Origin of the sequence: Nocardioides okcheonensis, assembly GCF_020991065.1 — a bacterium.
Taxonomy (GTDB): Bacteria; Actinomycetota; Actinomycetes; order Propionibacteriales; family Nocardioidaceae; genus Nocardioides; species Nocardioides okcheonensis.
Genome location: NZ_CP087710.1, coordinates 1,491,908 through 1,511,910 on the forward strand (window position 1 = coordinate 1,491,908; position 20,003 = coordinate 1,511,910).

The following is a 20,003-nucleotide window of genomic DNA, read 5'->3' on the forward strand; positions in this document are numbered from 1 at the left end:
CCCCGACCCTAACGGAGCAGGGCCGACGCCCCCGCGATCGGCGCACCCCTGCCACCCTCGGAGGGGTGGCAGGGCGCCTCTCCTCAGCGAGCACGCACCTCGGGCGTGGGGGCGCTCGTCCGCCTCACGGTCGTGTGCCCGCGCAGGCGACCGACGACCCGCACCCTGATCCGCTCGTCCCTCAGCGCGGGGCGCAGGGCGAGCCGTGCACCGGCGCCGACCCTCCTCCCGTCGGCAGTGAGCCAGACGACGCGTAGCCGGGCCCCGTCGGTCCACTCCCCCACATCGACCCGCAGCACCCGACCGACCACCGGCACGCCGGTGATCCGCGGCCTGCTCGCCGCGAGCCGCCCCGGCCGCACGCGCCGGTCGTCGACCACGGAGGCAGCGCTCGACGAGAGCCCGGCGGCCGCTCCGCTGACGGTCACGCTGATCTGCAGGTCACGGTGCCGCGCGCGCAGGTCGAGCGTCTGAGCGCGCTCCCCGGCCAGCAGTTCGCCGTCCGCGTACCAGGCGTACGCCAACGTGGTGCCGGGTGCCCAGGAGCCGGGGTCGACGGTCAGGGTCTCGCCCACCCGGGCCGTGCCGGACAGCCGAGGGGTCCCCGGCACCACGGCTCCCGGCACCGGGGTCGGGGTGGCCGTCGGCACCGGGGTCGGCGTCGGGGTCGGCGTCGGGGTCGGGGTCGGGACGGTCGGCTCCGCGACCGTGAACGAGTGGACGGCCGAGTGGTCGACGGCGCCGTGCGGGTCGGCCGTCCGGACGTACCAGCCGTGGCGGCCCGCCTCGACGTTCCACGTCGTCTCGAGCGGGGTGCCGCTCGCGACGTCGTCGAAGGACGCGACCGGCTCCGCAGTGAGGATGTCGATGCTGAGCTCGTCGGTCGCGAGCTGCTTCGTCCGCGCCTGCAGGCCCGAGGCCGCGTAGGGGATCTCGAACTCCTGGTGCACCTGGTCGAGGGACGGGTCGTCGGAGTCGAAGTCGTCGAGGGACGGCGAGTAGGTGCGGACGACGATGCGGCCGCCCTCGTTGTCGAAGTGCAGGAGGCGGAGGTAGCCGAGACCGCCCTCGGGCAGCCCCTGGTAGTCGAACAGCATCGAGTAGACCGTGCGGTCCGCGACGCCGTCGCCGTCGTCGTCCATCTCGTCGGTGCGGGTGTAGGCGTCGTGGTAGTGACCGGAGCCGACGGCGATGACGTTGGGGTTCGGCGCGACCACCTCGTCCATGATCCGCTGGGGCACGGGCCCGAGCCCACCGGTGGTCAGCATGAACTCGTGCAGGTTGAGGATCACCTTGCGCTCGGGGTGCTCGCGGATCACCCGGTTCATCCAGCGGACCTGCGGGTCGCCGGCGCCCCATCCCATCGACACGACCATCAGGTCGACACCGTCCGCGCTGACGAGGTCGTAGTGGCCACGGTTGTCCTCGTGCGATCCGCCGTACCAGGGGTTCGCGGCGTAGCGGGCCTCGCCGAACCACCGACCGTAGGGGCCGTAGTCGTTGCGCTGGTTCCCGACGTCGTGGTTGCCGGCGAGGACGCCGTAGGGGATCGCGGCCTCGTCGAGGTCGCGGTAGGCCGCGTCGGCGCGCTCCCACTGGGCCGGCTGGTCCCAGTCGTTGACGATGTCGCCGGTGTGCATGAGGTACTGCAGGTCGAGGCCGGACCGCTGGCGCACGAGGAAGTCGTGGATCGCCCTCTGGTGCCGGTGGAAGTCCGGGTTCTGGTTGTAGTACTGCGTGTCCGACTCCCAGGCGACCGTGAAGTCGTACTGGCCGCGGGGCGTCACGCCCTTGGCGGAGTAGGGCGTCACCTGGTCGCCGCGGTCGCTCTGGCCGGGAGTCGTGAAGCCCTCGGAGTGCTGCACCAGCACGGTGATCCGCCCGTCCTCGACGTGGTCCGCGGCCGGCACGAGTGCCTCGAGCACGAACTCGGTCGGCGCCCCACCCGTCGTGAGGTGCTCGTCCACCTCGTCCCACACGCCCCGGGTGACGTCCAGCACGTGGAGCCCGATCCGCGCCTCGGCGTTGGCCGAGCCGGACCAGTGGATGCGGGCGGTGAAGTCGTCGCCCGCATCCTCGGGCACCTCCACGGTGTAGAGCTGGAAGGGGAAGAGGTCGTCGGACCTGGTCGTCGCCGCGAGCCCATCGGCGGTGCCGATCGCCTCGAGCTCCTCGGCCGTGAGGAGCGTGGCACCGTCGCGGACGACGCTGCCTGCGTCGTGGGTGGTGCCCGCGCTGGCGGTCACGCCCTCGTCGTCGGCATCGAGGTGGAAACCGCGACGCAGCTCCACGTCGAGGACGTCACCCTCGGGGTCGGTCGGCGTGGCCTCGAGCGTGACGTCCCCCGTCTCGAGCTCGGCGCCGTCCGCGGGGGCGATCAGCGCGGCCGACGGCTGCTCCTCGGGCGTGGTGAAGCCGATCGTGCGGGTGCGGGCGTTGCCGAGCGCGTCCACCGCGGTGAGCTCGACGACGTGGGCGCCCGGCTCGAGGTCGACCGAGGAGGTCGGGTGCGGGAGGGTCACCTCCTCGCCGTCCAGCGTGGCGACCAGCGACTCCAGGCCCGAGCCCGCGTCGGTCGCCGAGGCGTCGACGTCGAAGGACCCGCGCATCTTCGCGCCGTCCGCGATCGACGAGGTGATCTCCGGGGCGGAGTTGTCGACCACGACGGTGCGACGGGCCGCACCCGCGGCCGAGGTCGCGGTCACCTCGTGCGGACCGTCGGCGACGGCCGCGGTGTCCCACTGGTGCAGCACGGAGTCGAACGCGTCGTCCGGGACGTCGAAGGTCGCGAGGAAGTAGACCTGCGAGGCGTCGGAGAACGCGATCCCGGTCCCCGGGTCCGGGCACGCCCGCGGGCTGGGGTCCTGGCCCTCGCCCGCGGCGGCGCACGCGACCGGGCGCAGGACGCGCCCGTCGGGCAGCGCGAGGCGCGGGTCCATGGCGGTGAAGTCGTCGTTGTTCTCGTCCGGGTCGGGGTCCGGCCACGCCTTGGTGCCCGCGTAGATGCCCACGGTCACCTGCCGTCCGCGCGCCACGTCCTCGAGCGGTACGTCGGCGGCGACGGTCTCGGTGCGCTCGTAGAAGCCCTCGTCGAAGATCCCGAGGACCTCGTCGCCGATCTTCACGCCGTTGCGGAAGAACGCGTCGGTGTTGGTCGCCTCGAAGGCGAAGCGCGGCGACGCCTCGAGCGACGGCACCGCGTCGCCGATCGCCTCGCCGTCGACGGCCAGCGAAAGGTCCGCCGGGTCGCCGTCCGTGGTCGCGGTGAGCGGCGCGGTCCCGACCAGGAAGTCGCCGTCGGCGTGGTTCAGCCGCACCGGCGCCTGCGGCCCCGGGGCGAGGTCGACCCGCACCGGTCCGAGGGTCGTGGTGTGGGTGCCGTCGGACACCTCGAGGGTGTAGTCGACCCATCGCTTGCCGTAGAGGTCGACCGACGCGACCGTGTGGACGAACCGGCCCGGGGACTCGAAGCGGAGGGACCGGGTGACCGGGTCCCCGACGTCGGTCGCGAGGGTGAGCTCCGCCGTGCGGACCTGGTGGTCGTCCTGCACGTCGAAGCCCAGGGTGAGGTCGTCGGTCTGCGGCAGCAGGGGGCCGCCGGTCAGGTCGTCGATGACCGGGGCCGCGTCGACGGTGGGCGTCTGCACCAGGCCGTCCGGCACCTGCGCGGGACGGGTGTAGCCGGGGGTCGGCGTCGCCAGCCCGGTGAGGGTCTGCACCGTTCCGTCGCTCGGCTGCGGGACCCACAGGTGGTCAGGGGACGCCGCGGGGTTCCAGGCGTACTGCAGGGCGGTCGTCGCCGTCGTCTGGGCGTCGTCGAAGTAGTAGGTGGTGCTCGTGTCGATCCCGGTGTTCGTCATCACCTGGATGCCGCGCAGCCCGCCGTTGGCCATGCCGGAGGAGCGCACCCCGACGAGGTCCTCGCCCAGGGTCAGGTCGGCGTCGTAGGCGGCGTTGAAGTCGTCTTGGCCGAGCGCCTGGTTGGCCGCGTTGCGGACCCACAGCACCAGGGTCCGACCGGGCTCGATGACGGGGTCACGCGGCGTGGCGGGCCACAACGCCTGGTTGGTGACGACTGCGTTGGCGTCGATGTAGAGGTAGGAGAGGGTGAAGTCGCGGAAGTCCACCGGCCGGTCGGAGGCGTTGTACACCTCGACGAACTCGTAGGCGTCGCTCCCGTCGACGTTGGCTGTGTCCGGCGCGACCTCCGTGACCTGCAGGATCGGGGCTCGCAGGTCCGGGTCGGTCGGGGGCGCCGGCGGCTGGGTCGGGACGCCGGTGTCCGGCGGAGGTGCCGTGACGCCCTGGCCCGGGTCGAGTCGACCGGGGCTCGGCGCGGCCTTGGAGGCGAACACGGGCGCGTCGACCGCACCGACGGCTGGCGTCGCGTAGTGCGCCGCCTGCCCGGGCCCGACGTCGCTCGACGCGACGTAGGTCGAGCGGCTGAGCACCCCCGACGCGTCGCGGACCTCCACGTTCCTCGTGCCGCTGTTGGCCAGCCCGGCCTGGCCGGTGACGTGGCCGACCGGCGTGTCTGGGTCCATGCCGTGGTGGCGCCGGAAGTCGGCATCGGTGAAGAGTGACGAGTTGGGGCTGCTGGCGCTCCACCCGTCGCCCGTGCCGTACTGCAGCCAGAGTGCGAGGGCGCCGCCCGCGGGGACGGTGCGGGGCGAGCCCGCGCCGAGCGTGAGCGTGGCCGTGCCGTGGTAGACGAGCGTGACGTCGGCGAGGTCGACGTCGGCGTCGGTCGGGTTGGCGACCTCGATGAACTCGAAGTTGTCCTGCGTGCTGGTGCGGGTCACGCCGCCCGGGTCGGTGAAGGTGTGGGTGCCGTTGTCCGGCAGCACCTCCGACACGAAGACGGCCGGCGGCGCCGGCGCGGCCGGCTCGGAGTGGGCCGGAGAGGCGAGGAGCGCGGCTCCGGCAGCGAGGACGGCGGGTGCGAGGCCACGGAGGGCAGGGGTCAAGAACGACCTGACGGACGGCATGGTCGAACCCCACACGTGACGGATGAACCGGCACCGTACGGTCGGTGAACGAGGCCGCTCGCACAGGCGGCCGGTCGACCACCGTCGTAGAGTGACCGCGTGAGCGAGCCGACTGCCGAGACCCCTGCCGAGACCGCCGCCGGAGCCCCCGAGGGCACCGAGGACGCCCAGCCGAAGACCGAGTCGCACGACCCGGCGGTGCCCGCGGCCTACGCCGCCTTCATGCGCGAGGGCTGGGGCAACCGCGACCTCGACCTGCCCCGCCACCCGGTCGCCGACCGCGCAGCGGCGCGGCGCGCCAAGCTGGCCGAGGCGTTCCCGGGCGAGCGCCTGGTGCTGCCCGCCGGGACCTTCAAGGTGCGCTCCAACGACACCGACTACCGCTTCCGCCCCGACACCGCCCACACCTACTTCACCGGCAACCAGACCTCCGACGCGGTGCTGGTGCTCGACGACGGCGAGGCGGTCCTCTACGCCCGGCCCCGCTCCGAGCGCGACACCGACGAGTTCTTCCGCGACCGGCAGTACGGCGAGCTGTGGGCCGGCCGCCGGCCGTCGGCCCAGGAGATCTCGGACTCCCTCGGCATCGAGGTGCGCCACGTCAAGGACCTCCCGTCCTTCGACGACGACCGCAAGACCCGCGACCTGACCCGCGACGAGGACCTCGCGCGGGTGGCCGACGAGCTGCGCCTGGTCAAGGACGAGTGGGAGGTCGGCGAGCTTCAAGAGGCGTGCGACATCACCGCGCTCGGCTTCGAGGACTCCGTGCGCGAGTGGGACCGCGTGCGGGAGTTCGGCGAGCGCTGGATCGAGGGCACCTTCTTCCGTCGCGCCCGTGCGATGGGCAACGACATCGGCTACGACTCGATCTGCGCCGGCGGGTCGCACGCGACCACGCTGCACTGGATCGACAACACCGGGCCGATCGAGCCCGGCAAGCTGGTCCTGCTCGACATGGGCGTCGAGGGCCGCAACCTCTACACCGCCGACGTCACCCGCACCCTCCCGGTCGACGGCCGGTTCACCCCGCTGCAGCGCGACCTCTACGACCTGGTCCAGCAGGCGCAGGAAGCGGGGATCCAGGCCGTGCGTCCCGGCGCCGCGTTCCTCGCCGCCCACAACGCCGCGATGGAGGTGCTGGCCCACGGCCTCGAGGACCTCGGCCTGCTGCCGGTCTCCGCGCAGGAGGCGCTCGACCCTGAGTCGAAGGTCTACGCCCGCTGGACCCTGCACGGCACCTCGCACATGCTCGGCATGGACGTCCACGACTGTGGTCGCACGTCGGTCGACATCTACCCCAAGGGCGACCTCGCCGAGGGCATGGTGCTGACCGTCGAGCCCGGTCTGTACTTCCAGGAGGACGACCTGCTCGTCCCCGAGGAGCTCCGCGGCATCGGCATCCGGATCGAGGACGACATCCTCGTCACCGCCGACGGCCACCGGAACCTCTCGGCCTCGCTCCCGCGCACGTCCGCCGACGTCGAGGAGTGGATGGGGTCCCGCATCGGTGCCTGACGCGTCGCCGGCGTCCAGCCTCACCGTCGAGGGCGGCGACCTGCGCTGCCACCACTTCGACGCCGGGCGGTGCCGCTCCTGCACGCTCCTCGAGGTGCCGCGCGTGCGACAGGTCGCCGACAAGGAGGCGCACGCCCGCTCGCTCGTCGACGCGCCCGTGTGGCTGCCGACGGTCGCCGGCGCTGACGCCGGGTTCCGCAACAAGGCGAAGATGGTCGTCGGCGGCACCGTCGCGGTGCCGACCCTCGGGATCCTCGACCGCGGCCTCGCGGGGATCGACCTGCGCGACTGCGGCCTGCACTCCCCCGGGCTGCGCGCGGCCCTCGACCGGGTCTCCGGCTGGGTCGGCGAGGCCGGCCTCACGCCCTACGACGTACGCGCGCGGGCCGGCGAGCTCAAGCACGTGCTGCTGACCGAGTCACCCGACGACGAGCTGATGCTGCGGCTGGTGATGCGGTCGACGGCGCTGGAGGCCCGCGTGCGGTCGCGGCTGCCCGCCCTGCACGAGACCCTGCCGGCGCTACGGGTCGCGACGATCAACGTCCAGCCCGAGCACAAGGCGGTGCTGGAGGGAGAGCGCGAGGTCGTGCTCACCGACGAGGCGACGCTGCCGATGCGCCTCGCCACCGGCGTCACCCTGCGGCTGGGGCCGCGGTCGTTCTTCCAGACCAACACGAGGGTGGCCGAGGCGCTCTACGAGCAGGCGCGCACGTGGGTCGGCGCGCTCGACGAGGTGCGTTCCGCGTGGGACCTCTACTGCGGGGTGGGCGGCTTCGCGCTGCACCTCGCGGCGCCGGGGCGCGACGTGCTCGGCGTGGAGGTCTCCCCCGACGCGATCGCCGCCGCAGGCGCGACGGCTGCCGGGCTCGGCGTGGCCGCCCGCTTCGTCGCCGCCGACGCGACGGCCTGGGCGCTCGCCCAGCCGGGCGCACCGGACCTGGTCGTGGTCAACCCGCCGCGGCGCGGGATCGGCGCGGACCTCGCTGGCTGGCTCGAGACGTCGGGTGTGCGCCACGTCGTCTACTCGTCGTGCAACGCCGAGTCGCTCGCCCGCGACCTCGCGCTGATGCCGTCGCTGCGGCCCGTCGAGGCGCGGGTGCTCGACATGTTCCCGCACACCACCCACTACGAGGTGATGGTGCTGCTCGCGCGCTGAGTCGCGACCTGCGCTCAGCCGCGGTGGACCTTCGGGCCGCGGACCTCGACGCTGTCGTCCTCGTAGCCGGTCACGCCCGCCTCGTCCCACGCCAGCACGAGGTCGTCCTCCGTGCCGGACCCACCGGGGACCCGGCCGGTCAGCCGGGCGACGCCGACGCGGACCCACCGGGGGTCCTCGATGCACACGGTGGGGACGGTGATCGTCAGGCGGTCGGCGGCCGGGTTGACCTCGGAGATCAGTCCCCCGCACTGGCGCGGCGTCTCACGGTGTCCGCGGGTGAGGCTCGTGAAGGTCTCGCGACCGGAGCGTCCCACCATGACGCCCCAGAGCCGCTGCTTCGAACGCAGCGCCACAAACGTCCGGTCGATGTGCGCGTCACGCAGCGACCGCACGTGGACGACCACCCGGAGCGCGTCGGCGCGGTGGTCGACCACGACGCGTGTGATGTCGGTCGTGGCGTCGCCGCGGGCCGGCACGACGACCTCCTGGCCGGTGGCGTCCGACGCCTCCAGGTCGAAGGAGACCGCGTCGCGGGACGCGTCGCGCACCACCTCCCGCTCCGCGTGGGCGGCCGGGCCGGCGACGGCGACGAGCAGCCCGGCGGACAGGAGTGCGCCGAGCAGGCGCGCGGGTGCGGAGGAGGGCACGAGTGAGGTCCGATCTAGGGGCGGGATGGTGGGGTTCAGCCGCGGTGCACGCGCGGCCCGAGGACGAGGGGACGGTCGGAGTAGCCGTCGGTGCCGGCCACGTCGACGTGGGCCGTCGGGCTGTCCCCGGTGGCCGGGTCGTGCACGACGTCGAGCGCGACCAGGGCGAGCCCGACCTGCACCCATGCCGGGTCGCCGATGCACCGGGTGGGCACGCGGAGGACGATCACGTCCGTGGGCCCGTCGAACGTGGTCCGCAGGCCCGGGCAGGCGGGCGCCGAGCGCCGGCCCTCCAGCCGGGAGACCACCTGGCCGTTGGCGCGCTCGGCCATCAGCATCCACGAGGTCCGCGGGGTGCGAATCCGTGCGAGCAGCTGCTGGGAGAGGTCCGTGCGGTCCAGGTCACGGACCGACACCGTCACGGAGACGGCGCTGCGACGGTGGACGACCACGGTCCCCAGGACGTCGACGGTCGTCTGGTCCGGTGCCGGGACGACGAGCTCGCTGTCGGACGGCCCGGCATAGCCGGGGAACGCCACGACGTCACCGGCGACGTCGTCGACCGCTGCACGCTCGGCGTGGGCCGGGGCGGCGAGCAGGAGGACGGCGGACAGCAGGAGGGGCAGCAGGGTGCGGCCGAGGTGGCGGGTCATCGGGTCTCCAGTCGTGCGTGCGTCGTCGGTCAGCCGCGGTGGATACGCGGGCCCTTGCCCAGGCTCGTGTCGCGGATCGTCCCGCGGTGGCCGTCGTCGCCGTAGAACGGAGCGGTGGTGGCCTCCTGCGGGAACAGCGCGAAACCGGCCGCCGCGACGCCGAGCTGCACCCAGCGCGGGTCGTCGAGGCACGCGGCGGGGATCGAGAGCGAGACCGTGTCGGCGCCACCGTCGAAGCGGACGCGCAGCCCACGGCAGTAGGCGTCTTCGCCCCGACGGTGCGCCATCAGGGTCCGGACCCGCGATCCGGGCTCCTTCGAGGCGACCACGTAGAAGGCGTCGCGCGGGGTGCGAAGCTCGACGATGGTCTCCTGGTACCGCGTGTTGAGCAGGTCTCGGAAGTGGACCGTGACCGCCACGCGGGTCGTCCCGTACGCGGCGACCGTGCGCACGATGTCGGTGGACCCCTCGTCGGGGGCGGGGAGGAACTCGAGGTCGTCGGCGAACAGGTCGGCCTGCTGCACGTCTCCCACGGCGTCGTCGGTCACCACCTTCTCGGCGTGCGCCGGAGCGGCGAGCAGGAGGACGGCGGGTACGAGCGCGGCGACGACGCGCGCGCGACGGAGGGAGGACATGTCGGTTCCTGTTCCGGTCGGAGGGGTCGGTCTCGTCAGCCGCGGTGCACGCGCGGGCTCTTGCCGCGGCTGCGCTCGCTGACGTGGGCGCGGAAGGCGTCGTCGACCCAGCCGGCGACGTTGACCGATCCGTCACCGAGGGGAGTGACCTGCAGCCTCGTGGCATAGGAGCCGAGCTGGATCCAGCGCGGGTCCCCGACACACGCGGCGGGGAACGAGGCCGTGACCGTGTCGGCGACGTAGTCGTAGCGCACGCGCACGGTGCGGCAGAAGCGCGGACGCTTGCCCTCCCCGGAGAACCGCGGAGGCATGAGCAGCCCGTAGCCGGTCCCGTCCGGTCCCTTGTCGGCCAGGAGGGAGAAGCGACCGTCGGGCGTGACCACGAGCATGTCCAGCGAGTGGTCCATCGTGTCGACCAGGTCACGGAACTGCGTCGTGACCGTGATGCGCCTCGCGTGCTGCACGGTGGTGCGGACGACGTCGGTGGCCACCTCGGCCGGCGCGTGGAGGAACAGCGGCTGCTCCTCCTCGCTGCTCTCGCCGAACAGGAACCCGCCGAGGTCGGAGCCGAAGTTGAGCGCCCGAGCGTCGCCGGCGCCGTCCTCGACCGTCACGGTCTCGGCGTGGGCGACTGCGGGCAGGAGGAGGAGGGCAGGGACGAGGGCGGCGACGAGCCGCGCGACGGGTCGCAGTGACATGGGCGGAACCCTAGTCAGGCCGCTCCTGACGTGTGAGGCGAACCACGGAATCAGCGGCCGGACGGGTCGGTTGGGCCTGTCGTGCACCTTTCCGAGTCCGCCCCCGCGACCGTCGGCGACCTGCTGACGCAGCGCCGCGCGGTGGACCTCGTGCGCACCGGCAGCGCGCTGTGTCGTCGCCCGACCGCCGACTGACCCCGTTGCGTCCTCGGCACCCGCGTGGTCGAGGTGCCGCTCCGAAAGGTTATCTTTTCAGTATGAATACTTCAGTTGAGGCGCCGGCAAAGCGCTCGCGCCTCCGGCTCCCGTCGTTCGGCGTCCAGGTCCTGACCGGCCTGGTGCTCGGCGTGGTCCTCGGCCTCGTCGCGCGCTCGATGGGCGCGGACGGCGTCGACTCCGCGACCGGCGAGGTCGACCCGAACTGGCTGACCGAGACGCTCAGCACCGTCGGCGGCACGTTCGTCACGCTGCTGCGCGCGGTCGTCCCGCCGCTGGTGTTCCTCGCGATCGTCGCCTCGATCGCGAACCTGCGCGAGGTCACGAACGCCGCCCGCCTGGCCTGGAAGACGCTCTCGTGGTTCGCCATCACCGCCCTGATCGCGGTGACGATCGGCATCGCGCTCGGCCTGGTCCTCCAGCCGGGCGACCACACCAGCGTGACGTCGGACGCCGCGTCCGCGCCGTCGTCGAGCGGCTCGTGGCTCGACTTCCTCACCGGCCTGGTCCCGGCCAACGTGCTCGGCCTCGAGGGCTACGACAACGGTGACGGCAGCGTCGGCTTCTCCTTCAACGTGCTGCAGATCCTCGTGGTCGCGATCGCCGTCGGCATCGCCACCCTCAAGGTCGGCGAGGCGGCCGACCCGTTCCTCGCCTTCGTCCGCTCCGCGCTCGCCGTGGTCCAGAAGGTGCTGTGGTGGATCATCCTGCTCGCCCCGATCGCGACCGTCGGCCTGCTCGGCAACGCCGTGGCCAGCTACGGCTGGGACGCGCTGGGCTCGCTCGGCACCTTCACGGTCGCGATCTACGCCGGCCTGGCGATCGTGCTGCTGGGGGTCTACCCGGCGCTGCTCAAGCTCAACGGGCTCTCGGTGCGCCAGTTCTTCTCCGGCGCGTGGCCGGCCATGTCGCTGGCCTTCGTCTCCCGCTCCTCGGTCGGCACCATGCCGCTCACCCAGAGCGTGACCGAGCGCAACCTCGGCGTCCCCCGGTCCTACGCCTCGTTCGCCGTGCCGCTGGGTGCGACGACCAAGATGGACGGCTGCGCCTCGATCTACCCGGCGATCTCCGCGATCTTCGTCGCCCAGTTCTTCGGGCTGGACCTCTCCGTCACCGACTACGTGCTGATCGCCTTCGTGTCGGTCATCGGCTCGGCGGCCACCGCCGGCGTCACCGGCGCGACCGTGATGCTGACGCTCACCCTGTCCACGCTGGGCCTCCCGCTCGAGGGCGTCGGCCTGCTGCTGGCGATCGACCCGATCCTCGACATGGGCCGCACCGCGGTCAACGTGACCGGCCAGGCCCTGGTCCCGACGATCGTCGCGAAGCGCGAGGGCATCCTCGACCGCGAGACCTACGACGCCCCGCGGGGTCGTACGCCGTGGCGCGAGGAGGCCGAGCCGGCCGCGGACCGCGAGCCCGCGGGAGCCGCCGCCTGACCCGGCGACACCCCCTCCGCGGCTGAGCCACACCGCCGCACCACCCCACCCGGACGGCCGGGCGCTCCCAGCGCCCGGCCGTTCGTCGCGTCCCGGGGCCCCGATGCACATCGGCGCCGCTTCCGTCCAGGGCCGTTCGGCCCCGATTCGCGCCGATTGGTACATCGATCTTTCATCAAGTTACCGTCAAGAAAGATCGAAGGTACGTCGCAGTACGGCCGATGAGACCACTGTGATCCTTGATCGCGAACAACTCCACAACGGACGCGACCGAGCTCCCCTCACCCGGGTGACGCCGACGCCGTCCGTTCCTCCGGAGCGTCTCGGGCCCTCCGGAGGTCTCGGTCTCCCGGACGCTGCGTCGTCCGACGGGACCGCGCGCCCCGACGTCGGACGAACCCCGGCGTGAGGTGCACCTGGCCGTGAACCCCCGCACGGCCAGCACCCCCCACAGGAAAGCTCAGAACAATGTCACACACGATCACGAGAACGGCGTCCGCGCTGGTCTTCGTCACCGGCCTGGCAGGCGTCGCGATCGCTTCCTCGCCCGCCGGCGCCACCACCACCGACACGACTGCGACGGTCGACTCCTCCGTCAGCTCCGCGCAGCCCGGCACCAACTTCGGCTCGAGCTCGACCCTGACGGTCGACGGCCGGACCAACCGCACCCAGCAGGCGTTCCTCAAGTTCACCGTCCCCGACGTCGCCGCCGGCGAGACGCTGGACTCCGTCACCCTGCGGCTCCGGCCGACCGTGGACTCCTCCACCGGGGTCACCGTCGTCCGTGCCGGCAACGGCTGGACCGAGGGCAACGTCACCTGGTCCTCGCGTCCCTCGACCACCGTCAGGCTCGGCACCTCCGGTGCGCTCGCCGCCGGGACCGTCGAGTCGATCGCGCTCGACGCGTCCAAGCTGACGCCCGGCGAGGTGCTGAGCGTGCGCATCGAGACCTCGGCCAGGAAGGCGCTCACCTTCTCCTCGAGCGAGGCCCGCACGGCCTCGTCCCGCCCGGAGCTCCGGGTGAGCACGGCCAGCAGGCCCACCCCGACGCCGACGCCCACCCCGACGCCGAACCCGACCTCCTTCCCGCCGGCCACGCCGGTGATGCCGAAGGTCATCGGCATGAGCGCCCCGACCAACCTGTGGGCGCAGCGGATCCAGGAGGTCGGCGCGCAGGGCGTGACCGCCCGCCGCATCTTCGCCGACCTCTCGGCCAGCGGCTCCAGCCAGCTGCCGCTGATCCGCGAGACCATCGCCGACGGCATGATGCCGGTCATCTCCTACAAGGTGCCGGACCCGGCCGCCCTGGCCAACGGCTCCTACGACACCTGGCTGTCCACGCTGCGCTCGCAGCTCACCGGCCTCGGCGCCCCCGTGACCGCGACCTTCTGGCACGAGCCCAACGGCGACATGGACCCGGCCGTGTTCCGCGCCGCCAGCCTGAAGTTCTTCAACCTGGTCGACGCGCCGTCGATCGCGGTGGGCCCGATCCTGAACGGCTGGCTGCTCGACCGTCGGGTCAGCGACTTCGCCGCCTTCACCGACGCCACGCTGCTCAACAAGTGGGAGTTCGTCGCGGTGGACTCGTACCAGAACGGCACCGCCGCAGCGCCCGGCGACCTGCTGCCGGCCCGCGCCGTCCCGCTGCTCGCCTCGTGGATGGACTCGGTCGGCCACCCGAACAAGCCCCTCGGGCTCGGTGAGTACAACGGCCACACCGCGCAGGCCGTGGCCGAGGCCGGCGAGTCGATCCTGTCGACGCCCGAGCTGTGGTTCGGCCTCGCCTGGAACAGCACCGCCGGTGCCTACTCGCCGCTGGTCGGCGACCGGATCACCGCCTTCCAGCGCACCAAGGCAGACCCCCGCGCTCGCCGATGAGCGCGCAGGCCTGACCGACTGACACCGACGAGGGCGTCAGGGCACCCAGTGGGGCCCGGCGCCCTCGTCGGCGTTCCCGGCACCGCGCACCGAGCGCACCGCCCACCACACGGCGGGCGGGACGAGCGCCAGCAGCACGAGCGTCCACAGCCAGCCGGCGCCCACCAGCGCACCGAGCGCGGACAGCACCGCACCGGGGAGCGCCAGCGGCCCGCCGAGGTGGTCGAGCACGAAGCGCCCCGGCGACAGCAGCACCGCCGCCAGCACCAGCCCGCCCGACACCATCGCCACCGCGGTCACGCCACGACGCCTGGCGACCGCCAGCGCGATCGCGCCACACACCGCGGCGGGCACCAGCAGCAGGCCGGCCACGAGCCGCCCGAAGCCGCGCACGTCGCGCAGCGCGGTCCCCTCGTCCTCGACGTCCGCCACCGTGCCCTCCCGCTCGGTCGCCTCGCGCAGGCTCGCGGCGTACTGCGTCAGGACCTCTCGCTCGCGGGGCGACCCGCTGGCGGCACGGTCCTCCAGCCCGCGGACGGCCGCGTCGATGACGCGGTCGCCGTCGACGCGGCCGTCGACGACCGCCAGGTCCGCCAGCTCCCGGCGCAGTCCGGTGGACCCCAGCACGTCCTCGAGCGAGCGCTGCAGCCCGGCCCGCTCGGCCGGCGAGAACGGGACGGCGGACTCCTCCTCGAGGTCGCCCAGGACCTCGTCGGCGATCTCCTCGCGGACCTGCGGGACCGTGAGCACCACGCTCGCCCACGCCCACGGGTGCTCGTCGTCGAAGGCGTGCTGGACCGACAGGGCGACGACCGCCGACGCCGCGATCCCGAGCGCCGCCCCGAGCCCGAGCAGGCCGGACACCACCGTGCGTACCCGGCCCAGCACGGTGCGCACGTCGGGCGCTCCCCCGCCGTCGAGCACGGTGACACCGGGTGGGGGCGCGGATCCGTGGTCGCTCACGCGGCACATCCTGCCCGTCGGGCGCCGGCCGCACCCTGGGGACCGTGCCGCGTGTCGGTGCGCGGCTGGGATACTGGCCGCAGGCCCCCGTGGCGCAACGGATAGCGCAACGGCCTTCTAATCCGTGGGTTGCAGGTTCGAGTCCTGCCGGGGGCGCCACGACACGCCGTCCGGCCTCCCCGAGCGAGCCGGCCCCACCCGCGAAGATCGTGCCAGGCCCCGCCACGTATGAGGTGACGGGGCCGAACGCTTCTCAGGCGCCGGCGGCGTAGGCGTCGATCTCGGCGGTGACCCGTGCCTTGACGTCGTCGGGGGCGTAGGACGCGGTGACCGCGACCTTGGCCAGGTCCGCCACGCCGCGCTCGTCGAGGCCGAGCAGGCCCGCGGCCACCTCGTAGTCGTGGTTGAGCGTCGTGGCGAACATGGGCGGGTCGTCGGAGTTGATCGTCACCGTGACGCCCGCCTCGACGAACGCGCGCAGCGGGTGCTCCTCGATCCGGTCGACCGCGCGGGTGGCGACGTTGGAGGTCGGGCAGACCTCGAGCACGACGCCGGTGTCGGCGAGGTGCGCGAGCAGGTCCGGGTCCTGGGCGCTCGACGTGCCGTGCCCGATCCGCTCGGCGCCGAGCAGGCGCAGCGAGTCCCACACGGTCTCGGGGCCGGTCGTCTCACCCGCGTGCGGCACCGAGTGCAGGCCCGCCGCGCGGGCGGCCTCGAAGTGCGGCTGGAACTGCGGGCGCGGGACGCCGATCTCCGGGCCCCCGAGCCCGAAGCCGACCAGGGCGTCGGTGCGGTGCTGCAGGGCGTACTCCAGCGTCGCGTCGGCGGCGGGCAGCCCGGACTCTCCCGGGATGTCGTAGATCCAGCGGAGGACGAGGCCGAAGTCGCGCTCGGCCGCCACGCGGGCGTCCTCGATGGCCTCCGTGTAGGCCTGGATCGGGATCCCGCGGATGACCGACGTGTACGGCGTGCAGGTCAGCTCGGCGTAGCGCAGGTTCTGGCCCTCGGCCATCTCGCGGGCGACCTCGTAGGTCAGCAGCCGGATGTCCTCCGGCGTGCGGATCAGGTCGACCACCGAGAGGTAGACCTCCACGAAGTGGGCGAAGTCGCGGAAGGTGAAGAACTCGCGGAGCCCCTCCAGGTCGCTCGGCACCCCCGCGTCGGGGTGCCGGGCGGCGAGCTCGGAGACGATCCGCGGGGAGGCGGACCCCACGTGGTGCACGTGCAGCTCGGCCTTGGGCAGGCCGGCGACGAAGTTCTGGAGGCTCATCCGGCCGAGTGTGGCAGCGCCACGCTCGGCCGGACCAATTCCCGGCGGCCCGGTCCGGACCGGGCCGCCGGAGCGGCCTACTGGAGCAGCTCGGCGAGCTGCTGGGCGTCGGCGTCCTCGCCGTCGATGAGGATCGTCGGCGTGCTGTTGTAGCCGGCCTGGGACATCTCGTCGGTGGCGTTCTCGATCCACTGCTCGTAGACCTTGTCCTCGACCTGCGGGCGGATCTCGGACTCGGTCGCGCCGGCCGCGACGGCGCGGTCGATCAGCTCGTCGTCCTCGAAGCCCGGACCGCCCTCCTCGGGCTGGTTGGCGTAGAGGTCGTCGTGGAAGGCCCGGAACGCGTCGACGCCGGCGGTGTCGAGCACCGCGAGCGCCGCGTTGAGCGCACGCGAGGAGTACTCGTTGGTGGAGGCGCGGTCGAGGAACGAGATCATCCGGTAGTCCAGGCGCACGTCGCCGGCGTCGACCGCAGCGGCGAGCGGCTCACCGAGCTGGGCCTCGAGGTTGGCGCACGCGGGGCACTGGAGGTCCTCGTAGATGGTCACGGTGGTCGGGGCGTCCGCCTGGCCGATGACGATGCCGTAGCCGTCGATCTCGCCGGGGGTGCCGTCGGCCTCCGCGCCGGCCGCGACGGAGGGCACGACGTCCGCGGCCTCTCCGGTCGTGTCGCGGGTGCTCTGCCACCAGGTCAGGCCACCGACGATCACCACCACGGCCGCCACCACCGCGCCGATCGTCACGAGCCGGCGGCGGCGCTCCTCGGCCTGCTTCTGGCGCAACGCCTCGGCTGCCCTCTGCTTGCGGGCCTCGCGCCGCTCAGGCGTGTTCTTCGACATGCGGGTTCCTCTCGTTCGTCTCGGCAGAGTCGGTGGTGTGGCTGCTGCCGAACAGCACAGGGTCGAGCGCCCAACGCGAGCGTGGCCTGACGACCAGCCAGGCAGACAGGGCCAGAAGCCCCGCGTCGCGGGCGATCTCCCAGGGGTACGTGGACGTGGCGTCGGCGTCGTAGCCACCACCGCCGAAGCAGCCGCAGTCGATCTGCAGCCCGCGGGCCCAGGCGGAGGAGATGCCGACGATGAAGGCGACGAAGAGCAGCGACGACACCACGGCGACCGGCCGGGTCAGCACGCCGAGCACCAGCAGCAGCCCGACGACGACCTCCAGCACCGGGAGCAGGTGCCCGACGGTCGGGACCACCGCCTCCGGGAGCAGGTCGTAGGCCCGCACGGCGCGCACGCTCTCACTGGGGTCGGGGAGCTTGAGCACCCCCGCGACGATCCACACGCTCCCGGTGACGAGCCGCGCGAGGAGGCCGATCCAGTCCTTCACGGTCACGACCCTAGGAGACGAGCCTGAGTCGTGCCTGAGAGAGCCGCACGGACCGCCGCGGGTGCGCCGTCCCGGCGGCTCGGTAGGGTGGCCGGTCGTGAACGACAGACTGGTGTGGATCGACTGCGAGATGACCGGCCTCGACCTCGGTGCGGACGCGCTGATCGAGGTGGCGGCCCTCGTCACCGACTTCGAGCTGAACGTGCTCGGCGAGGGCGTCGACATCGTCGTCAAGCCGTCGCAGGAGGCGCTCGACCAGATGGTCGAGTTCGTCCGTGACATGCACGAGAAGTCCGGGCTGCTCGAGGAGCTCGACGGCGGCACCACCCTGGCGGACGCCGAGGAGCAGGTGCTGGCCTACATCAAGGAGCACTGCCCCGACGGCAGCCGCCCGCCGCTCGCCGGCAACACGGTGGCCACGGACCGCGCGTTCCTGGCCCGCGACATGCCCGACCTCGAGTCGTTCCTCCACTACCGCATCGTCGACGTCTCCTCGATCAAGGAGCTCTCGCGTCGCTGGTACCCGCGCGCCTACTTCGCCGCGCCCACCAAGCGCGGGAACCACCGCGCCCTGGCCGACATCCAGGAGAGCATCGAGGAGCTGCGCTACTACCGCGAGGCCGTCTTCGTCCCGCACCCCGGCCCGGACAGCGCCCGCGCGCGCGACATCGCCGCCCGCCACGGCGGCACCCTGACCGGCCTCGGGCCCGACACGGGTGCCGATTCCGACTCCACGCACTGAGTGCCCTACACTTCTCGTCGTCCTCGCTGACACGGCGAGCAGACATGGTGGGTATAGCTCAGCTGGTAGAGCGCCGCCTTGTGGTGGCGGATGTCGCGGGTTCAAGTCCCGTTACTCACCCCAAGCAGACCGAGCCCCCGACCTGGACCAGGTCGGGGGCTCGGTCCGTCTCCACCCCCCTCAGCGGACCCAGAGGTCGCACGGGGCCAGCACCAGCAGCACGCGCTGCTCGAGGTGCACCGCGTCGGCCCGCTCCGGGCGGACCGCCCACGACACCTCGGGGGCGAGCCGCGCCACGGCGTCGACCGCCCAGTCCCGCGCGCGTCGCGGCCCGTCGCGGCGCAGCCGGTCGAGCTGGCCCTCCACCCACGCCGGATCGGCCAGCGCACGGTCGAGCGCGGCCTCGCCGAACCCGCCGAGCGCCCCGGCCGGCCTCCGGAACCCCGCCAGCCGCCCGCGCAACCCCGGGACCACCCCGGTCCCGGCCCGCTCCCCCGCCACGGCCGCGTGCACGATCCGCTGCGTCGCGGGCTCGCGGAAGAGGTACACACCCGGCTCGCGCGGCGCGCCCACGGCCGCGTCGGCGAGCGGCACCCAGTCCGACCACGACGCCAGGCCCTCGACCTCGGCGTAGGCGTCCCGCACGCCCACGTCCCGCACCCGCTCGCCGATCCATCCCATGCGGTCGATCGTGCCGACGGCCACCGACAGCGCCGCCGACAGCGCCGCCGGCCGGGGCGTCACTCGGCCCGGACGGCCCTCGACGGCAGCCGCAGCGGCAGCCGGTTGCCGCCCAGGGGGTTGGCCGCGGCGACCTGTGACATCGCGTCGACGATGTTGCGCAGGTTGATGATCAGCGCGCCGTAGACGGGCCACTCCGCCGACCGCTCCGTGGCCCGCAGGTCGTCGCTCAACGTCGTGAGCCGACGGCGTACGTCGTCCATGGCCTCCGGGTCCGCCGCGCTCGCCGCGCGACCGGCGTCGGCCAGCATCTCGATCCACGCGTCGGCGAACTGCGGGCCCCACGTCTCGCGGTGGGCGCTCTGGCCGCCGAGCGTGCGGGCCAGGCTCCGGGCCTCGGCCACCGCCTGCTCCATCCGGCGCAGCAGCCCGTGCCACTCCTGCGGGTCGCGCAACGACCGGGCCGAGCGGCGGGGGTTCATCCGGGCGCTCTCCTGCGCCTGGCGCACCAGCCCCCAGGCCCGGTCGAGGTCGCCGTCGAGGTCGCGGGTGCGATCGATCCAGGCCCGCACGTCCTCGTCCTGGCACCCGTCGCCGAGGCCACCGGCGATGTCGACGAGCAGCTCGCCGATCGCGTCGTCGATGCGGTCCATCGCCTCCACGGCGGTGCTCCGGCGCAGCGGCGGCCAGACCAGGACGTTGACGGCCAGTCCGACCGCGACGCCGATGGCCGTGTCGACGAGGCGCGAGACCAGCACCACGTCGTCCTCGAAGCCGGTGGTCAGCACCACCAGACCGGTCGTCGCGATCGTGGTGGCCTCGATGCCCAGCCACGGGAGGGCGCCCAGGACCAGCGCGACGACCAGCAGCAGGGCGATCGACGCGGTGGTGAGCCCGAACGCCTCGCCCACCCCGGTCGCGAGGAGCACGGCGACGAACGTCGCCGCGACCTGCTGGGCGCCGCGGGAGAAGGTGCGGTAGACGGTGGCGTGCACCACCAGGAGCGCGGCCCACGGCGCGAGGAACGGCTGCGGCAGGTCGAGGAGGCTGTCCGCCACCACCCACGCGATGACGGCGGCCAGCACCGTCTTGGCGAGCTGGAGCACCTCGTTCCACCAGATCGGGTCACCGAGGCGGTCGTCGATCCGGGTCCTCATGTCCTGCCACACCCGGTCGACCCTACGGGC

At 73.1% G+C, this 20,003-nt stretch carries 17 protein-coding genes and 2 tRNA genes; 8 read left to right on the forward strand and 11 right to left on the reverse strand.

Annotation, left to right across the window (positions count from 1 at the left end; translation table 11 throughout):
- Positions 1 to 83: 83 nt before the first annotated feature.
- Positions 84 to 4,988, reverse strand: coding sequence for a metallophosphoesterase (locus LN652_RS07100; RefSeq protein WP_230443975.1), 4,905 nt, complete (start codon positions 4,986 to 4,988; stop codon positions 84 to 86).
- Between the two features lie 99 nt (positions 4,989 to 5,087).
- Here LN652_RS07100 and LN652_RS07105 point away from each other — a divergent pair, with 99 nt between their 5' ends.
- Both LN652_RS07105 and LN652_RS07110 read left to right on the forward strand, forming a co-directional pair.
- A complete protein-coding gene (locus tag LN652_RS07105) occupies positions 5,088 to 6,503 on the forward strand; it encodes an aminopeptidase P family protein (RefSeq protein WP_230443976.1) in 1,416 nt (471 codons plus the stop codon).
- On the forward strand, positions 6,496 to 7,659 hold the full coding sequence (locus LN652_RS07110) for a methyltransferase domain-containing protein (RefSeq protein WP_230443977.1): 1,164 nt from the start codon (positions 6,496 to 6,498) through the stop codon (positions 7,657 to 7,659). Before LN652_RS07105 ends, LN652_RS07110 begins: the two co-directional genes overlap by 8 nt.
- 14 nt (positions 7,660 to 7,673) lie before the next feature.
- On the opposite strand, the gene LN652_RS07115 is transcribed toward LN652_RS07110, so the two are convergent.
- Genes LN652_RS07115 through LN652_RS07130 form a run of 4 tightly spaced genes read right to left on the reverse strand, consistent with a single transcriptional unit; the run spans position 7,674 to position 10,295 of the window.
- A complete protein-coding gene (locus LN652_RS07115) occupies positions 7,674 to 8,309 on the reverse strand; it encodes a hypothetical protein (RefSeq protein ID WP_230443978.1) in 636 nt (211 codons plus the stop codon).
- A gap of 35 nt (positions 8,310 to 8,344) precedes the next feature.
- Positions 8,345 to 8,962 (reverse strand): hypothetical protein, encoded by a 618-nt coding sequence (locus LN652_RS07120; protein ID WP_230443979.1) that lies wholly within the window; start codon positions 8,960 to 8,962, stop codon positions 8,345 to 8,347.
- Positions 8,963 to 8,991: 29 nt separating this feature from the next.
- Entirely contained in the window at positions 8,992 to 9,597 is a 606-nt protein-coding gene (locus LN652_RS07125) for a hypothetical protein (RefSeq protein WP_230443980.1), read from the reverse strand.
- Between the two features lie 35 nt (positions 9,598 to 9,632).
- Positions 9,633 to 10,295: a hypothetical protein gene (locus tag LN652_RS07130; protein WP_230443981.1), complete on the reverse strand. Its 663-nt coding sequence runs from the start codon at positions 10,293 to 10,295 to the stop codon at positions 9,633 to 9,635.
- Positions 10,296 to 10,376: 81 nt separating this feature from the next.
- On the opposite strand from LN652_RS07130, the gene LN652_RS22020 reads away from it, so the two are divergent.
- The 3 genes from LN652_RS22020 to LN652_RS07140 all read left to right on the forward strand — a co-directional run bounded on the left by LN652_RS22020 (position 10,377) and on the right by LN652_RS07140 (position 13,828).
- Positions 10,377 to 10,490: a putative leader peptide gene (locus LN652_RS22020; protein ID WP_329958469.1), complete on the forward strand. Its 114-nt coding sequence runs from the start codon at positions 10,377 to 10,379 to the stop codon at positions 10,488 to 10,490.
- 62 nt (positions 10,491 to 10,552) lie between these two features.
- A complete protein-coding gene (locus LN652_RS07135) occupies positions 10,553 to 11,950 on the forward strand; it encodes a dicarboxylate/amino acid:cation symporter (protein ID WP_230443982.1) in 1,398 nt (465 codons plus the stop codon).
- 468 nt (positions 11,951 to 12,418) lie between these two features.
- Positions 12,419 to 13,828, forward strand: coding sequence for a DNRLRE domain-containing protein (locus LN652_RS07140; protein WP_230443983.1), 1,410 nt, complete (start codon positions 12,419 to 12,421; stop codon positions 13,826 to 13,828).
- 36 nt (positions 13,829 to 13,864) lie between these two features.
- Here LN652_RS07140 and LN652_RS07145 read toward each other — a convergent pair whose 3' ends face one another.
- Positions 13,865 to 14,791 carry a hypothetical protein gene (locus tag LN652_RS07145; RefSeq protein ID WP_230443984.1) on the reverse strand — a complete coding sequence of 309 codons (927 nt, stop codon included), beginning with the start codon at positions 14,789 to 14,791 and terminating at the stop codon, positions 13,865 to 13,867.
- Positions 14,792 to 14,874: 83 nt separating this feature from the next.
- Between LN652_RS07145 and LN652_RS07150 the strand changes: the two genes are divergently transcribed.
- A tRNA-Arg gene (locus LN652_RS07150) sits at positions 14,875 to 14,950 on the forward strand.
- A gap of 94 nt (positions 14,951 to 15,044) precedes the next feature.
- Here LN652_RS07150 and LN652_RS07155 read toward each other — a convergent pair.
- The 3 genes from LN652_RS07155 to LN652_RS07165 form a co-directional block, all read right to left on the reverse strand.
- On the reverse strand, positions 15,045 to 16,061 hold the full coding sequence (locus tag LN652_RS07155) for an adenosine deaminase (protein ID WP_230443985.1): 1,017 nt from the start codon (positions 16,059 to 16,061) through the stop codon (positions 15,045 to 15,047).
- 77 nt (positions 16,062 to 16,138) lie between these two features.
- Positions 16,139 to 16,900: a DsbA family protein gene (locus LN652_RS07160; protein WP_230443986.1), complete on the reverse strand. Its 762-nt coding sequence runs from the start codon at positions 16,898 to 16,900 to the stop codon at positions 16,139 to 16,141.
- Entirely contained in the window at positions 16,881 to 17,393 is a 513-nt protein-coding gene (locus tag LN652_RS07165; RefSeq protein WP_230443987.1) for a MauE/DoxX family redox-associated membrane protein, read from the reverse strand. The genes LN652_RS07160 and LN652_RS07165 overlap by 20 nt, the downstream gene beginning before the upstream one ends.
- A gap of 130 nt (positions 17,394 to 17,523) precedes the next feature.
- On the opposite strand from LN652_RS07165, the gene orn reads away from it, so the two are divergent.
- Positions 17,524 to 18,135, forward strand: coding sequence for an oligoribonuclease (gene orn, locus LN652_RS07170; protein WP_230444701.1), 612 nt, complete (start codon positions 17,524 to 17,526; stop codon positions 18,133 to 18,135).
- A gap of 47 nt (positions 18,136 to 18,182) precedes the next feature.
- Positions 18,183 to 18,258, forward strand: a tRNA-His gene (locus LN652_RS07175).
- A 57-nt stretch (positions 18,259 to 18,315) separates the two neighbouring features.
- On the opposite strand, the gene LN652_RS07180 is transcribed toward LN652_RS07175, so the two are convergent.
- Both LN652_RS07180 and LN652_RS07185 read right to left on the reverse strand, forming a co-directional pair.
- Positions 18,316 to 18,816: a hypothetical protein gene (locus LN652_RS07180; RefSeq protein ID WP_230443988.1), complete on the reverse strand. Its 501-nt coding sequence runs from the start codon at positions 18,814 to 18,816 to the stop codon at positions 18,316 to 18,318.
- A 59-nt stretch (positions 18,817 to 18,875) separates the two neighbouring features.
- Positions 18,876 to 19,985 (reverse strand): FUSC family protein, encoded by a 1,110-nt coding sequence (locus tag LN652_RS07185; protein ID WP_230443989.1) that lies wholly within the window; start codon positions 19,983 to 19,985, stop codon positions 18,876 to 18,878.
- Positions 19,986 to 20,003: the final 18 nt, after the last annotated feature.

What these genes read in the sequence shown, in the direction of transcription:
- LN652_RS07160 (WP_230443986.1), bottom strand. Translation starts at nt 16,900, where the DNA reads ATGTCGAAGAACACGCCTGAGCGGCGCGAGGCCCGCAAGCAGAGGGCA.
- LN652_RS07180 (WP_230443988.1), bottom strand. Translation starts at nt 18,816, where the DNA reads ATGGGATGGATCGGCGAGCGGGTGCGGGACGTGGGCGTGCGGGACGCC.
- LN652_RS07130 (WP_230443981.1), bottom strand. Translation starts at nt 10,295, where the DNA reads ATGTCACTGCGACCCGTCGCGCGGCTCGTCGCCGCCCTCGTCCCTGCC.
- orn (WP_230444701.1), top strand. Translation starts at nt 17,524, where the DNA reads ATGACCGGCCTCGACCTCGGTGCGGACGCGCTGATCGAGGTGGCGGCC.
- LN652_RS07155 (WP_230443985.1), bottom strand. Translation starts at nt 16,061, where the DNA reads ATGAGCCTCCAGAACTTCGTCGCCGGCCTGCCCAAGGCCGAGCTGCAC.
- LN652_RS07140 (WP_230443983.1), top strand. Translation starts at nt 12,419, where the DNA reads ATGTCACACACGATCACGAGAACGGCGTCCGCGCTGGTCTTCGTCACC.
- LN652_RS07135 (WP_230443982.1), top strand. Translation starts at nt 10,553, where the DNA reads ATGAATACTTCAGTTGAGGCGCCGGCAAAGCGCTCGCGCCTCCGGCTC.
- LN652_RS07100 (WP_230443975.1), bottom strand. Translation starts at nt 4,988, where the DNA reads ATGCCGTCCGTCAGGTCGTTCTTGACCCCTGCCCTCCGTGGCCTCGCA.
- LN652_RS07125 (WP_230443980.1), bottom strand. Translation starts at nt 9,597, where the DNA reads ATGTCCTCCCTCCGTCGCGCGCGCGTCGTCGCCGCGCTCGTACCCGCC.
- LN652_RS07120 (WP_230443979.1), bottom strand. Translation starts at nt 8,962, where the DNA reads ATGACCCGCCACCTCGGCCGCACCCTGCTGCCCCTCCTGCTGTCCGCC.